This window comes from Duganella sp. Dugasp78, from assembly GCF_059491455.1.
On record NZ_CP168506.1, the window covers coordinates 2,333,125 to 2,347,920 of the forward strand.

14 protein-coding genes are annotated in these 14,796 nt (G+C 65.4%); 8 read left to right on the forward strand and 6 right to left on the reverse strand.

The window, feature by feature from the left end:
• Nucleotides 1-24 precede the first annotated feature (24 nt).
• A complete protein-coding gene (locus ACEN9O_RS10270) occupies nucleotides 25-933 on the reverse strand; it encodes a LysR family transcriptional regulator (protein ID WP_495617454.1) in 909 nt (302 codons plus the stop codon).
• A gap of 104 nt (nucleotides 934-1,037) precedes the next feature.
• On the opposite strand from ACEN9O_RS10270, the gene ACEN9O_RS10275 reads away from it, so the two are divergent.
• From ACEN9O_RS10275 to ACEN9O_RS10285, 3 genes are all read left to right on the forward strand, one after another.
• Complete coding sequence (locus tag ACEN9O_RS10275; RefSeq protein ID WP_495617455.1) at nucleotides 1,038-2,036, forward strand: aldo/keto reductase; 999 nt, start codon at nucleotides 1,038-1,040, stop codon at nucleotides 2,034-2,036.
• Between the two features lie 156 nt (nucleotides 2,037-2,192).
• Nucleotides 2,193-2,489 (forward strand): DUF4148 domain-containing protein, encoded by a 297-nt coding sequence (locus ACEN9O_RS10280; protein ID WP_495617456.1) that lies wholly within the window; start codon nucleotides 2,193-2,195, stop codon nucleotides 2,487-2,489.
• 146 nt (nucleotides 2,490-2,635) lie between these two features.
• Entirely contained in the window at nucleotides 2,636-4,234 is a 1,599-nt protein-coding gene (locus tag ACEN9O_RS10285; protein ID WP_495617457.1) for a methyl-accepting chemotaxis protein, read from the forward strand.
• An 86-nt stretch (nucleotides 4,235-4,320) separates the two neighbouring features.
• Here ACEN9O_RS10285 and ACEN9O_RS10290 read toward each other — a convergent pair whose 3' ends face one another.
• Nucleotides 4,321-4,758 carry a hypothetical protein gene (locus ACEN9O_RS10290; RefSeq protein WP_495617458.1) on the reverse strand — a complete coding sequence of 146 codons (438 nt, stop codon included), beginning with the start codon at nucleotides 4,756-4,758 and terminating at the stop codon, nucleotides 4,321-4,323.
• A 68-nt stretch (nucleotides 4,759-4,826) separates the two neighbouring features.
• Nucleotides 4,827-5,426 carry an NADPH-dependent F420 reductase gene (locus tag ACEN9O_RS10295; protein ID WP_495617459.1) on the reverse strand — a complete coding sequence of 200 codons (600 nt, stop codon included), beginning with the start codon at nucleotides 5,424-5,426 and terminating at the stop codon, nucleotides 4,827-4,829.
• Nucleotides 5,427-5,539: 113 nt separating this feature from the next.
• Here ACEN9O_RS10295 and ACEN9O_RS10300 point away from each other — a divergent pair, with 113 nt between their 5' ends.
• The gene (locus ACEN9O_RS10300) at nucleotides 5,540-6,463 is read left to right on the forward strand and encodes a LysR family transcriptional regulator (RefSeq protein WP_495617460.1); all 924 of its coding nucleotides are present in this window, start codon (nucleotides 5,540-5,542) and stop codon (nucleotides 6,461-6,463) included.
• A gap of 1 nt (nucleotide 6,464) precedes the next feature.
• Here the strand turns inward: ACEN9O_RS10300 and ACEN9O_RS10305 are convergent, their stop codons facing one another.
• Complete coding sequence (locus tag ACEN9O_RS10305; RefSeq protein ID WP_495617461.1) at nucleotides 6,465-7,079, reverse strand: OmpW/AlkL family protein; 615 nt, start codon at nucleotides 7,077-7,079, stop codon at nucleotides 6,465-6,467.
• Nucleotides 7,080-7,253: 174 nt separating this feature from the next.
• Between ACEN9O_RS10305 and bufA2 the strand changes: the two genes are divergently transcribed.
• The 3 genes from bufA2 to ACEN9O_RS10320 are packed head-to-tail and all read left to right on the forward strand — an operon-like array spanning nucleotide 7,254 to nucleotide 9,158.
• Nucleotides 7,254-7,520 carry a BufA2 family periplasmic bufferin-type metallophore gene (gene bufA2 / locus ACEN9O_RS10310; RefSeq protein WP_495617462.1) on the forward strand — a complete coding sequence of 89 codons (267 nt, stop codon included), beginning with the start codon at nucleotides 7,254-7,256 and terminating at the stop codon, nucleotides 7,518-7,520.
• A 52-nt stretch (nucleotides 7,521-7,572) separates the two neighbouring features.
• Nucleotides 7,573-8,403, forward strand: a complete 831-nt coding sequence (bufB, locus tag ACEN9O_RS10315) for an MNIO family bufferin maturase (protein WP_495617463.1) — start codon at nucleotides 7,573-7,575, stop codon at nucleotides 8,401-8,403.
• Nucleotides 8,400-9,158: an HvfC/BufC family peptide modification chaperone gene (locus ACEN9O_RS10320; protein ID WP_495617464.1), complete on the forward strand. Its 759-nt coding sequence runs from the start codon at nucleotides 8,400-8,402 to the stop codon at nucleotides 9,156-9,158. Before bufB ends, ACEN9O_RS10320 begins: the two co-directional genes overlap by 4 nt.
• Here the strand turns inward: ACEN9O_RS10320 and ACEN9O_RS10325 are convergent, their stop codons facing one another.
• The gene (locus ACEN9O_RS10325) at nucleotides 9,159-10,361 is read right to left on the reverse strand and encodes a DUF2252 domain-containing protein (RefSeq protein ID WP_495617465.1); all 1,203 of its coding nucleotides are present in this window, start codon (nucleotides 10,359-10,361) and stop codon (nucleotides 9,159-9,161) included.
• Nucleotides 10,362-10,369: 8 nt separating this feature from the next.
• Nucleotides 10,370-11,101, reverse strand: a complete 732-nt coding sequence (locus ACEN9O_RS10330; protein WP_495617466.1) for a substrate-binding periplasmic protein — start codon at nucleotides 11,099-11,101, stop codon at nucleotides 10,370-10,372.
• Between the two features lie 144 nt (nucleotides 11,102-11,245).
• Here ACEN9O_RS10330 and ACEN9O_RS10335 point away from each other — a divergent pair, with 144 nt between their 5' ends.
• Entirely contained in the window at nucleotides 11,246-14,617 is a 3,372-nt protein-coding gene (locus ACEN9O_RS10335) for a DUF4214 domain-containing protein (RefSeq protein ID WP_495617467.1), read from the forward strand.
• Nucleotides 14,618-14,796: the final 179 nt, after the last annotated feature.

A 14,796-nucleotide genomic window follows, 5' to 3' on the forward strand; every position in this document is an offset into this window, starting at 1 on the left:
AAGGGATTGTAAAGAAGGAATGCCTCATTCTGACACAGTTTGTTGCTCAAGAACACTAGCAAGCCAGTCGACAAACACCCGCACCCTCGGCGACAGGTGACGATTATGCGCGTAAACGATGTTCAAGGGCAGCGGCGCGGGCCGCCATTGCGGCAGGATTTCCTCCAGTTGGCCTGCGGCCAGCAGCGGCAGCAGGCTCTGGCGGGGCATCTGGATCAGGCCCAGTCCGGCCAGGCAGGCGGCCAGGTAGGCCTCGGTGCCGCTGACCGAGACCTGGCTGCGCATGGCCTGGGTGCGCTCGATGCCGTCGGCGTCGACGTATTCCCAGTCGAGGTCGCGCCCGCTCTGGCTGGAGAAGAAGTTGACCGCCGTGTGGTGCCGCAAGTCGTCCAGCGTCTGCGGCCGGCCGTGGCGTTCCAGGTAGGCGGGCGCGGCGACATTGATCTGCTCCATCGAGTCGATGCGCCGCGCCACCAGCGTGGAATCGCGCAGCGTGCCGCCGCGCACCGCGCAGTCGATGCCCTCGCCGACCAGGTCGACAAAGCGGTCGTTCGAGCCCAGCCGCACCTGGATGTGCGGGTGGCGCTGGAAGAAGGCGGGCAGCGCCGGGATCACGTACAGGTGGGCCAGCCGCTCCAGCAGGTCGACCCGCACCGCGCCGCGCAGCAGCCGGCCCTCGCCGGCGAACAGGCCGTTGAGGTTGTCCAGGTCGTTGAGCAGGGCGGTGCAGCGCTCCAGGTATTGCGCGCCTTCGGCCGTCAGGCTGACCTTGCGCGTGGTGCGCTGGAGCAGGCGCACGCCCAGCTGCTGTTCGATGGCCTGCACGGCGTTGGTGACGGTGGGCTTGGGCAGGTCCAGCTGTTCGGCCGCCTGCGTAAAACTTTTGCAGTCGGCCACCGCCTTGAAGATCTGCATGGCCTTGAATTGGTCCATGATTGTTATCTGTGTTCGAATAAAGTAATAGGATTTACTGTATTTATTGCCGCAATCGATAATAGCATAATGAATCCACTCGCTAACCACCTTGGAGATTCAAAATGCAAACCCGCAAACTTGGCCACACCGGCCCGCAAGTCGCTCAACTGGGCCTGGGCCTGATGGGCATGTCCGACCTGTACGGCCCCGCCGACCGCAAGGAAAGCCTGGCCACCATCCGCGCCGCCATGGAGGCCGGCGTCACCCTGCTCGACACCGGCGATTTCTACGGCATGGGCCACAACGAAATGCTGCTGGCCGAGGCGCTGGCCGCCGGCGGCCGCGACCAGGTGCAGATCAGCGTCAAGTTCGGCGCGCTGCGCGACCCGGCCGGCAACTGGGTCGGCATCGACACCCGGCCGGTGGCGGTGAAGAACTTCGCCGCGTATTCGCTCCAGCGCCTGGGCGTCGAGCACATCGACATCTACCGCCCGGCCCGCCTGGATCCGAACGTGCCGATCGAGGACACCGTCGGCGCCATCGCCGAGCTGGTCCAGGCCGGCAAGGTCCGGCACATCGGCCTGTCCGAGGTCGGCAGCGAAACCCTGCGCCGCGCCCACGCCGTGCACCCGATTGCCGACCTGCAGATCGAGTATTCGATGATCTCGCGCGGCATCGAGAACGGCATCCTGCAAACCTGCCGCGAGCTGGGCATCGGCGTCACCGCCTACGGCGTGCTGTCGCGCGGCCTGATCAGCGGCCACTGGAGCAAGCAGCGCGAAGGCGAGGCCGACTTCCGCGGCCGCGCCAGCCCGCGCTTCCAGGGCGAGAACCTGGACCGCAACCTGGCGCTGGTGGAGAAGCTGCGTGCCATCGCCGGCGAGCTGGGCGTGTCGGTGGCGCAGGTGGCGATCGCCTGGGTGGCGGCGCAGGGCCAGGACATCGTGCCGCTGGTCGGCGCCCGCACCCGCGTGCGGCTGGAGGAGGCGCTGGCCTCGACCAGGGTGCAGCTGTCGCCGTCCGACCTGGCGCGGCTGGAGCAGGCGGTGCCGGCCGGCGCGGCGGCAGGCGACCGCTACGATGCGCATTCGACCACGGTGCTGGACAGCGAAAAAGCCTGAAGCATCGGCCAACTGATCGGATAAACGGATGTGTTTGACCGGATATTTGCGCTTTTTTATCTGAAAAATTAATCCTAAGATGACTCCATCGACGACACAAAGCCGGTTGGCTCCCGGGAACCGGGCGCCACACTTAATCTGACAAGGAGCATCAAAATGAACGCCAAATCCATCATCGCATCGGTCTCCCTCCTGCTTGCTGCTGGTGCAGCTTTCGCCCAGGGCCCTGTGGAACAGAACGAAGTCACCGCCGACATCGCCAACGCCAAGCCGACGCCGAGCACGGTCACCCGCGCCCAAGTCAAGGCTGAGACCATCGCCGCCATCCGGGCCGGCCTGCTGGAGCAGAACGAAGTCACCACCGACGTCGCCTATGTGGCGCCACGCGGCAAGACCGCCACGGTGGAGGTGAAGCTGGCCGCCACCACCGCCAAAGCGGGCGCCGCGCAATAAGCCGGAGGGGATCCCAGTGCCAGCGGGCGCCGCGATGCAGATCGCCGCGCCCGCTGTGTTTTTTTTGAGTTTTGCAAATAAGCGACATTTGTCCGAGACAATTCGAGTATTCTGCTTTCCACAAGACAAGACGGAGACCTCGTGCCATGAACAAATTGTCCTTCCACCAGAAGCTCTGGGTACCGTTGATTTGCAGCCTGCTGTGCATTGCCGCCATCTTCCTGTACCAGACCATGCAGATGCGCGCGGTGCGCATCGAAGAACGCCAGATCGACCTGATGAATCTGGACGACGCCGGCCTCAGCATCCTCAAGCTGTACGGCGACAGGGCCAGCTCCGGCGCCCTGAGCAAGGAAGACGCGCAGAAGCAGGCGATGGCCGTGATCAAGAGCCTGCGCTTCGGCAAGGACGGCTACATCACCATCACCCAGGGTACGCGCTCGCTGATGAATCCCTTCAAGTCTGAAAACGACGGCAAGGACATGGTCGATTTCAAGGATCCCAACGGCACCTATCTGTACCGCGACATCCAGGCCGCCGGCGCCCGGCCGGAAGGCGCCGGCTTCGTGCGCTACTCCTGGACGCGGCCCAACACCAAGGAGCCGGTGCCCAAGATGAGCCGCGTGGTGCACTTCGCGCAGTGGGACTGGAACCTGGTCACCGGCGCCTATATCGACGACATCGACACCGCCTTCTACCAGTCGCTGTACAAATCGGCCGGCGTGCTGGCGCTGGTGTGCGTGGTGCTGTGGGCCATCGTCAGCATGGTCAACAAGAGCTTGCGCCACACCATCGGCGGCGATCCCGAATACGTCAGCGAGATCGCCCGGCAGATCGCCGGCGGCGACCTCAGCGCCAGCATCAGGACGCACGAGTCGGACCGCGCCAGCATTTTGTACGGCATGAAGTCGATGCAGGCGCGGCTGGCCGACACCATCGGCGAGATCCGCCGCAGCGCCGACACCATCGCCACCGCCTCGGGCGAGATCGCCTCGGGCAATATGGATTTGTCGGCGCGCACCGAATCGCAGGCCAGCTCGCTGGAGGAGACGGCCGCGTCGATGGAGGAGCTGACCTCGACCGTGAACCAGAACGCCGACAACGCGGTGCAGGCCAACCAGCTGGTGCTGTCGGCGTCGTCGGTGGCGGAGAAAGGCGGGCAGGTGGTGTCGAAGGTGGTGCAGACCATGGACACCATCAACGCCTCGGCCACGCGCATTGTCGACATCATCAGCGTGATCGACGGCATCGCCTTCCAGACCAACATCCTGGCGCTGAACGCGGCGGTGGAGGCGGCCCGCGCGGGCGAGCAGGGGCGCGGCTTCGCGGTGGTGGCGTCCGAGGTGCGCAACCTGGCGCAGCGCTCGGCCGGCGCGGCCAAGGAGATCAAGGAGCTGATCAACGCCTCGGTGGAAAGCATCAACGCCGGCAGCGTGCTGGTGGCGGAGGCCGGCACCACGATGGACCAGGTGGTGGCCAGCGTGTCGCGGGTGACGCAGATCATGTCGGCGATTACCGAGGCGTCCGGCGAGCAGAGCACGGGCATCGGCCACGTCAACATGGCGATCACGGAAATGGATTCGGTGACGCAGCAGAACGCTGCGCTGGTGGAGCAGGCCGCCGCCGCCGCGGGCAGCATGCAGGAGCAGGCCGGCAAATTGGCCGAGCTGGTCAGCCGGTTTACGCTGAATGGCGATCAGGCCGCCGCTGGCGGTCGTCCGGGCCGTCTGGCCTTGAGCCGCTGAGTCATTCCCGCGAAAGCGGGAATCCATGCTGAGTTTGCTTAGGATGCGTTCTATGGGTTCCCGCCTGCGCGGGAACGACGTGTTGATTATTTGGCGGGGGCGGTAGCGTCGGTGCCGACCGGTTCGAGCACGGCGGCTTCGAACACCAGCTTCTTGCCCTCGACCCGGAACACGCCGATCAATTCGCCGCCGTCGCCTTTGACGTCGGGGTACTGGGTGCAGGTCTGGGTTTCGACCTGCCACATCTCCTTGCCGGCCCGCAGCGTCCAGACGTTGTCGCCGCCGGACAGCAGTTCGATCTCCACGTCATCGGCCGGCATCTCGGTCAATTCAATACGACGCAGGCACTCCGGCAGCCGCTGCATGATCAGCTCGATGGTGCTTTCGCTACTCCAGAAGTGTTTTTGCGCGCGATGCAGCGTCAGGGCGTGGTTGCCGGTGCTGCCGTCCGCGTAGTACGAAGCCGTGTCGTCGACGCATGCGGTCAGCGTCAGGGCGGTCAGGACTATCAGGATCTTGCGCATGGGCCGGGGTTCCGTTAATGGTGGGGGCGTGCCCATTATAGCGGCCCCGGCCCCACGTCGACCGCTGATCAGGCGTGGCGCACCAGGTTTAGCACCGGCAGCGGGCCGCCGGGGAATTGCGCCAGCCTGCCGCCGCCGTCCAGCGTGCCCAGATCGATGCCGGCGTAGCCCAGCTTTTCGATCAGCTGGCCGACGGTGTTCCTGGCGTCGGCATCGTCGCCGGAATAGAACAGCACGCGGCGTCCGCCCTCTGCTTGCGGGTCGGTCGCCAGCAGCGCGGCAACCAGGTGATTGAAAGCCTTGACCACGCGCGCCCCCGGCAGCAGCCCCGCAACCACGGTGCTGGAAGCGCGGCCGCCCAGGTCGACCGCCTTGAACGACGGCGCTTCGATGGCGTTGTTGGCGTCGATGACGATGCGGCCGTTCCAGGCTGGCAGGCCGCGCACCGCGTCGGCCAAGCGGGCCCACGGCACGGCGATGAAGACCACATCGGCCTTGGCCGCTTCCTCTACGCTGACGGCCCTGATGTGTGGGCCCAGTTCCGCCGCCAGCGCGGCTAGCGACTCCGGGCCGCGGCTGTTGGCGATGGAGGCGGCGATGCCGGCGCGCGACAGCAAACGGGCGATGGCGGTGCCGATGGCGCCTGCGCCGATGATGGAGATGTTCATGATGTAGCTCGCTTTCGATGTGGTGGGTATGAATCAAGTATGGCCACTCACCATCGATAGCGGTAGTATCGGCTGACTACTATCACCTTCAAGCAAACGTTGAAAGCCAAAAAATGGAAACCCTGTCCAATCTCGAGTCGTTCGTGCGCAGTGCTGAATCGGCCAATTTTTCCGCCGCCGCGCGCCGCCTGGCGCTGACGCCGGCGGCGGTCAGCCGCAATGTGGCGCAGCTGGAGCGCAACCTGGGCGTGCGCCTGTTCCAGCGCAGTACGCGCGGCCTGACGCTGACCGAGGCGGGCGAACGCTTCCTGCATTCGGTGGGCGCGGGGCTGGACAGCATCCAGGGCGCCATCGCCGAGGTGACCGCCAAGGCGGGCGAGCCGGCCGGTGTGCTGAAACTGAGCGTGGCGCCGCGCTTCGGCCGCCAGCAGGTGCTGCCGCTGATGCCGGCCTTCATGGCGCGCTATCCGGGCGTGACACTGGACCTGAGCTTCGACAACCGCCCGGTGGACCTGATCGCCGGCGGCTATGACGCGGCGATAGGCGGCGGCTTCGAGCTGACGCCGGGCGTGGTGGCGCGCGAGCTGGTGCCGGCGCATATGATCGTGGTGGCCGCGCCGTCCTACCTGAAGGGACGCAAGCGGCCCGCCACGCCGGCCGACCTGGCGGCACTCGATGCGATCGCGATGCGTTCGCCGGAGACCGGCAAGGTCAAGGCGCGCAAGATGCGCAATCGCCTGGGCGAGGAAATGACGGCGCAACTGCGCCCGCACGTATTCATCAACGATCCCGATGCGATCTGCGGCGCGGCCGTGCTGGGTATGGGTGTGGCCACGCTGGTGGTGGCCGATGTGGTGGAGCATCTGCAAAGCGGCGCGCTGAAACGCCTGCTGCCGGACTGGTATGAGGATGCCGGCCCGATCTCGCTGTACTTCACCAGCCAGAAACTGATGCCCGCGAAGACGCGGGCCTTTGTCGATTTCGTCACCGAGGCGTTCCGCCAGCGCGGGCTGGCGAAGCGCTACTCGGCGCTGTGAATCAGAAGCGGTAGCCGACGCCGACGCCAACCATCAGCGGATCGACCTTCACACGGCTGACCTTGGCGCCGCTGATGAAGACGTCGCTGCGGATCTGCACTTTCTTCACGTCGAAGTTGAGCGACCATTTCTTATCGATGGCATAGTCCGCGCCCGCTTGCAGCGCCAGGCCGAAGCTGTCGTGTTCCAGGCCGCCCTTGCCGCCCAGGAGGTCGACCTTGGACATGGTGGTGTAGTTCACGCCCGCGCCGACGTAAGGCTTGAACGGCGAATTGAGCACGAAGTGATATTGCATCAGCAGCGTCGGTGGCAGGTGCTTGAAGGTGCCGATGTTGTTGCCGTCCAGTGCCACGTCGTGCTTTTGCGGATAGGTCAGCACCAGTTCGGCCGCCAGGTTGGGCGTGAAGAAGTAGGAGACATCGAATTCCGGAATGGTCTTGTTGCTGACGGTCAGGCGGTCGGATGCGCCGACGCCGCCGACCGGATCGGACTTGTTGGCCGTATCCAGATGCACGGCGCGCGCGCGCACCAACCACGGGGTTTCTTCCGCCATTGCGCTGCTGCCTGCCATCAGGCTCACGGTGGCCAATACTGCTGCTGCTAAGGACTTGCTCATTTCAACCCTCTTTGTCGTCGTTAAGTAACGTAGAGAAGTCTATTGATGCAGCGCAGTAAAAACTTTGATTCAAGTCAAAATACAAAATATTTTTCAAAAGTGTGTAAGTAAGCGGGCAGTGGCCGCGACAGAGTCATGCAGCACCAACCTAACTTACCTTTTTTGGAGTCTCACATGAACAACATCACCCGCATCGCAGCAATGGCAGCAACCGTCGCAACCCTGGCCATGTCGGCATCGGCCATCGCCGCCACCACCACCATCAGCGCCGACGACACCGTGCACTGCGCCGGCATCAACAGCTGCAAGGGCACCAGCGATTGCGCCACCGCGGAAAACGCCTGCAAGGGCCAGAACTCCTGCAAGGGCCACGGCTTCCTGGCCACCAAGGCCGGCGCCTGCTTCGCCAAGAAGGGCAAGATCGTCGACCTGGACAAGTAATCACCGCAGTAATCATCGCTACTGCGCCGGCACCGCCGGCGCTTCCCACACCATGACATCCACACTACCGTCGCCAGGTTTCGGCCTTGGCCTGCGCCCCGCGCATTACAACGACATCATCGCCATGCCGCCCGCCGTATCGGGCATCGACTGGTTCGAGATCCTGTCCGAGAACTACATGGTCCCCGGCGGCAAACCGCTGGCGATGCTGGACCGCATACGCCGCGACTATCCGGTGGTGATGCATGGCGTGTCGATGTCGATCGGCACGCCGCAAGGGCCGTCCGACGAATACCTGCGCGAGCTGAAGGCGCTGATGCGGCGCGTGGAGCCGCTGTGGGTGTCGGACCATCTGTGCTGGACCGGCACGCACGGCACCAATATGCACGACCTGTTCCCGCTGCCGTACACCGAGGAGGCGGTGGCCACCGTGGTGCGCAATGTGCGGCGCGTGCAGGATTACCTGGAACGCCCGCTGTTGCTGGAGAATGTGTCGAGCTACCTGTCCTTCGAGTCGGACACTTTCCAGGAATGGGACTTCGTCGCCGCCGTGGCCGAGGAGTCCGACAGCCTGATACTGCTGGACGTGAACAACGTCTACGTCAGCTGCGTCAACCACGGTTTCAACCCGATTACCTACCTGGACGCGCTGCCCGCGCGGCGCGTGCAGCAGATCCACCTGGCCGGCCACAGCGTGCAGGAAGGCTGCATCATCGATACCCACGACCAGGCGGTGGCCGATCCCGTGTGGGCGCTGTATGCGCAGGCCGTGCGCCGCTTCGGCAAGGTGGCGACGATGATAGAGCGCGACGATAATATTCCGCCGCTGTCCGAGCTGTCGGCGGAACTGCGGCGCGCGCGCGCCTTCGCGGAGGCGGCATGAATCCGCTCGAACGCCTGCAGCTGGACTTCCAGCGCTACATCCTGGCCGACGAAGCGCCCGGCGCCATCCACGCCGCCGTGCGCGAGCAGTACGGCCTGAACGCGGGCTCGCGGCTGGCGATCTACCACCGCGCCTATCGCAGCCGCCTGCGGCAGGCGCTGTGCGAAGCCTACGACAAGACCTGGAGCTTCGTCGGCGACGACATGTTCGCCGAACTGGCCAACAGCTATCTCGCCGCGCATCCGTCGCAGCATGCCAACCTGCGCTGGTTCGGCGCCGGCCTGGCCGCGCATGCGGCGTCGGCGTTGCCGGACTATCCCTTCATCGCCGAACTGGCGGGACTGGAATGGGCGCTGGGCCTGGCCTTCGACGCGCCGGACGTCAGGCCGCTGGCCGCCGCCGACATGGCGGCCTTACCGCCGGAGCAATGGGGCGATCTGCAATTCGGCCTGCATCCGTCGGTGCATCTGCTGGAGATGCACTGGAACGCGGTCGCCCTGTGGCAGGCGCTGGCCGCCGAAGCCGAGCCGCCGGAAGTGGTGCAATCCACCGACGCCACGCACTGGCTGGTGTGGCGCCAGGGAGAGCAGCCGCATTTCCGTTCGCTGGCGGCGGTGGAGGCGCAAGCCTTGTACCGCATCGCGGAAGGTGCAACCTTCGGCGAGGTATGCGCGGCGGCGGGCGAGGAGGCGATGCTGGCGCTGGCAGGCTATCTGCAGCATTGGCTGGCGCAGGGTGTGCTGGTCAGGCACTAGTCAGGCATTTGCAAGCCATGCCTTGCACGCTTCCCATTGCGCTTGCGTCAGCGCGGCCATTGCGGCGGCGGCATCCAGCATGGGCTGGCGCCAGCTGTCGTCGTGGCCGTGGGCGATCAGCGCATCGGCGCCGGCGGCGCCGCTGCGGCCCGCGCCGCGCAGCTGGTCCCAGGCCAGGTTGCAGCCCATGGTGGCGATCACTTCTTCCAGTCGACTGAGCTTGCCCCATGCATCGAGCGCCACGCGGTCTTCCGACGGTTGCAGGCCGCGCAGCAGGCAGGATTTGCCGTCCAGCGTTATCGCGTGCAGGAAGGCGTGATCGACCGCCTGCATGCGCTGCTGCACCGCCACCACGCGGCTGGCCTGGTCCGGCCATGCCGGCTGTTTGATCTTCCACGCGGCCAGGCGCGGCGCCAGCGCCGACGGCTTGCACTCCTTGATGTCGAGCAGGTAGTTCCCGTCCGGCGAACCTTTGCCTTCGACCAGCACCACAAAGCGCATCAATCCCAGGCTGCCGGTACCGGCGATGCGGCGCGCCGCGTCCAGCATGGTGTAGAAGCCGGGGTTGTCCTGTTGTTGCGCAAAGCGCGGCAGGAATTCGGCCAGCAGTTCGCGCTGGCCGGGCAGCAGCGGCAAGGCCTTCTCGCCGTCCAGATTGAGGCTGCGGCGCTGGCCTTTGCGCGTGGTGCGCTTGTCGAGGAAGTCGGCGCGCTTGCGGTTTTTCAGATCGCACAGCAGGTCCTGGATGAGGCCCACGCTGGTTTCGCGCTCCACCCAGCGCGGCTTGCCGCCGGCGAGCGCGGCGCGGTAGGCGTCCAGGCAGCGGGCGCCGAGCTGCGCGGCCTCCGGCGCCGACACCCGCAGCGCGTCGGCGCCGCACTGGATGCTGGCCAGCAGGCGCACCAGGTCCCAGCTGGCCGGCGCCAGCGCGCCTTCGTCGAAATCGTTTATATCAAAATAGACCTGGCGGTTGTCGCCCTTGTAGCTGCCGAAGTTTTCCACGTGCAGATCGCCGCAGGCCCACGCCAGCGGCGCGCCGCGGAACAGCGGCTGGTCGGGCAGGGCGTCGTAGAACAGGTGGTCGGCGCCGCGCAGGAACAGGAAGGCGTTCTGCGCCATCTTGCGGTACTTCATGCGCAGCAGCTGCGGGTCGCGGTCCTGGTTGTGGGCTTGCAGCGCGGCGATCAGTGCGTCGGCGTCCATGCCGGCCTCTAGCGGTAGCGCGCCAGGATCTGGTCGATGACGCCTTCCTTGAGCATGGCGTCGATGACCCGGTTGGCCTTGGCGAAGGGGACTTGCGATTTGCGCGAGAACGCGCACTGCGCCTTGAAGGCGGCGAACACCAGTTCCGGCCGCAGTTTCAGCTTGGGATGGATGCGTTGCAGGTAGAACAGCGTGTTCTCGCCGGCCAGCGTGTATTGCACTTTGCCGGCCACCATCTGCTGCACGTTGACGTCCATGCTGGCCGAGTCGATGCGGAAGAAGCGCTTGCCCAGCACCTTTTCGAGGCGCGGATAGCGGTAGCCGGCCACGGTGCCGATCGGCCGGTCGCGCAGGTCGTTGAGCGAGCGCAGGTGGGGCGCGTCGGCACTCGCCACCACCAGTTCGGTGTCGGGCAGCAGCGGCGCGCTCCAGTCGTAGTCGCCGTCGATCCAGACCGGCATCACGTAGCACATGGCGTCGGCGCGGCCGCTGGTGAGGGCGGGCGTGACGCCGGCCACGTCGACGCTGAGGTAGACCGCGCGCAGGCCCAGCCGCTGCGCCAGCGCGTCGCCCAGGTCCTTGAGGATACCGCCATCGAGCGCACCGTTGCTGAAGCGGACGATGGGCATGGTCTGGTCCAGCGGCGCCAGCATCACCAGCTCGCCCGGCGCGGCATGCGCCGTTGTCAGCGACAGGGCCGCCAAGGTCAGCGCTAGCAGGGACGGCACGGGCTTCGGCATGGGCTGTTTCCAGTTTGGCAGGGAAAACCAATTATAGACGCTGTGCGCGGTGCGGCGCGGCCGAGGGGTGACAATTGAATAGTTTTTCCGAAGTGTAATGTTGATATGATGTTGGAACTATTAATTTATCCTCAATTCCCATCCATGAGCGACGACTTCAGCAGCGACATCAACACCACCGGCAGCCTGGTTGTCGGCAAGGGCACGACCGGCATCTTTGAGACCACGTCGGACAACGACTGGTTCCGCATGTCGCTCACGGCCGGCACCAGCTACGTGCTGACGCTGAACGGTTCGGCGCAAGGCGGGGGCACGCTGGCCAACCTGTCGTACACGACGCTCACGCTGATGGGCCCCGCCGGGCAGTGGATGGGCTACGCTTATGGCAACGGCAGTTTCGGGCCGGCCTTGAGTTTTACGCCGACCACGACCGGCGACTACTACCTGGCGGCCGGCGCCGGGTACAGCGGCACCGGCAGCTACACCGTCAAGGTGGCGCTGCCTGCGGCGGATGACTTTGCCTCCGACGCCAGCACCACCGGCGTCTTCGTCGCCAAAACCGCTACCGGCGTGCTCGAGCGGCCGAATGACGTCGACTGGTTCAAGTTCCACGCCGACGCCGGCCAGATCATCGCCTTCAGCGCCGGAACGGGGTCGGTGCCGGCCAACACCGCCATCTATGACAGCAGCGGATACTATTACGGTTCGGTCGGCAGCTATCCGTTCAGGGTGGAGACCGGCGGCGACTATTACCTGGCCGTAGGCGGCAACTCCTACGTCGGCAGCTACACGCAGACCATGCGTCTGCTGACCGACGATTTTACGGCCGCCGCGCCGGGCAAACTGAACGAGGGCGCCAAGCTGAGCGGGTCGCTGGAATTCAGCGGCGACAGCGACCCCTTCACCATCAGCACGGTGGCGGGCCAGACCTACACGGTAACCTTGAATACGCAGAGCGGCGAGAGCCGCGGTCTCAGCCTCTACCTGACTGACAGCGACGGCCAGTACGCCGGCTATAGCAGCCAGATGGTCAACAACGAGACGGTGCTGCGCTTCCAGGCGACCAAGACCGGCACCTACACGGCGCGCGCGGACAGTTCCTACACCACCTTGACCACCGCCCTGCCTTACACGATCAAGCTGGGCATTTCCGAGTCCGACGACTATAGCAACATCCACGCCGGCGCTGCCGGGCTGGCGGTGGGGACTTCGCTGAGCGGCAAGATACAGGCGCCCAACGATGTCGACATGTTCAAGACCGATCTGGCCGCCGGCGTGACCTATACCTTCAGCATCGCCGCCAACGGAACCATCCCCGCTTACACGCAGACCCTGCAGCTGCAAAATAGCGACGGCTCCGTCGTCGCGTCGCCGAACTACAGCGACAGCACCTTCAGCTACACGCCGACCAAGGACGGCAGTTTTTACCTGCAGGCGTCGGGCTACACCGGCGCTTCCTACACCGTCTCCGCGAGCAAGACGGTGGACGATTTCGGCGCCACCGCCGCCACCGCCGGCACGCTGCTGGTGGACGTTCCGGCAAGTGGCGAGCTGGAAGCCGGCGGCGGCGACCGCGACTGGTTTGCGGTCTCGCTCGATGCCGGTTCGATCTACTGGTTCACGCTCAAGGGGCAGAAGGAAGGCGTCGGTACGCTCAACAGTTACAACACGACGTTCAACCTGCTCGACGCCTCGGGCAAGCTGCTGGTGAAGGCGGACCCCAGCTACAACAACACCGCCTCGACGCTGCCGTTCACGCCGGCGGTCAAGGGCACCTACTACCTTGAAGTAGGGGCGCCGCAGTCGTCCGGCACCTACGTGGTGGCGGCGCAATACGGCGAGAAGGACGACTACGGCAACGACGCGGCCCATGCCGGCGCGCTGGAGCCCGGCAAGGCCGTGACCGGCAAGCTGGAGCTGCCGAGCGACAGCGACGTCTTCAAGGTGCATCTGATCGCCGGCGAGACCTATGCGCTGGAACTGGCATCGACCGAAGGCGGCAGCAACTGGAGCAATTACGCGTCGCTCGAAATGCGGGACGGTTCCGGTTCCTACATGTCGCTGCGCTACCAGTACACGGGCGACGGCAAAGTCTACAAGCTGTTCGAGCCGCAGCAATCGGGTGATTTTTACCTGACCGTGGCGACCTCGCCGAGCAGCGGCCAGGCGGGTGGCTACAAGCTGAGTGCGACCGACATGGGGCGCGACGATTTCCCCGCCACCAGCGCCACGCTGGGCACGCTGAGCCCTGGCGCGCCGGTCACCGGCACCATCGGCGTGGCGGATGACCATGACTGGATCAAGGTCCACCTCGATGCGGGCCGGACCTATGTGTTCGACCTGCACGGCAAGTCCAGCGGCGGCGGCACCCTGGATACCAGCAGCAACTATGCCGGCATGACGCTGGTGGGCAACTACGGCTACTCGTATGCCTATGCCAGCAGCAGCGTCGCAAGCGGCTATGAACCCCGCATGTCCTACATCGCCACCGCCACCGGCGACTACTACGTCGACATCCACGGCGCCACCGGCCACACCGGCACCTACACGGTTGAGGAAACCCTGACCAGCGGCGACGTGACGGCGCCGAAGCTGCTGTCGGCCACGGTGGCGGCGGGCGCGGTCGATGTGCCGCTGACGCCGCACTTCGCACTGAACTTCAACGAGACCATCATGCTGGGCACGGGCATCACGCTGACCGACGCCGCCGGTGTCGCCGTGACGAGCAGCAACGGCGAAGCCCTGGCGTCGGTGTCCGGCCATACGCTGGTGATCAATCCGCACCAGAACCTGGTGCCGGGCCAGACCTACACGCTGAACCTGCCGGACGGCAGCATCCTCGACCTGGCCGGCAACCACTACGTGGGCTCCACCAGCTACACCTTCACCACCACCAAGCCGGTCGCGGCGGGCACCGACGGCAACGACTACCTGGTGGGCAAGGGCACAGGCGCCAGCCTGAACGGCGGCGCCGGCCTCGACACCGCGTACTACACGCAAAAGCAGTACGAGCTGAGCATCGTCCGCAACACCGACGGCAGCGTCAGCGTCAAGGACTACTGGGCCGACAAGGATGCCGACGTGCTGACCAACGTCGAGCGCCTGATGTTCTCCGATCACGCGGTGGCGCTGGATCTGGACGGCGCCGGCGGCCAGGCGTACCGCCTGTACCAGGCCGCCTTCAACCGCGCGCCGGACAGCGGCGGCGCCGGTTTCTGGATCAATGCGCTGGACCATGGCATCAGCCTGAAGATGGTGGCGCAGAACTTCATCGACAGCGCGGAATTCCAGAACCTCTACGGCACGGCACCGACCGACCAGCAGTTCGTCACCAACCTGTACAACAACGTGCTGCACCGCGCGCCGGATGCCGGCGGCGGCAGCTTCTGGCTGGACCGCCTGCACGACGGCGTGTCGCGCGCCGACGTGTTGATGGGCTTTAGCGAGAGCGCGGAAAACCAGGCCGCCGTCGCCAAGATCGTCGGCGTCGGCTTCAGCTATACCCCCGTCGGTTAAGGGCACCTCGAAAAACCGTCATTTCCCCTCCCAGGGGAAATGACTTCCCGCGCAAGAGGGAATCCATAAGCCGCATGATTGGAGGTGCCGCATGGATTCCCGCTTGCGCGGAATGACGAAATCTCGGTTATTCAGGGTTCCCTTAAGCTACCTTGCAGCGATTAGAGCGCTGACTCTAA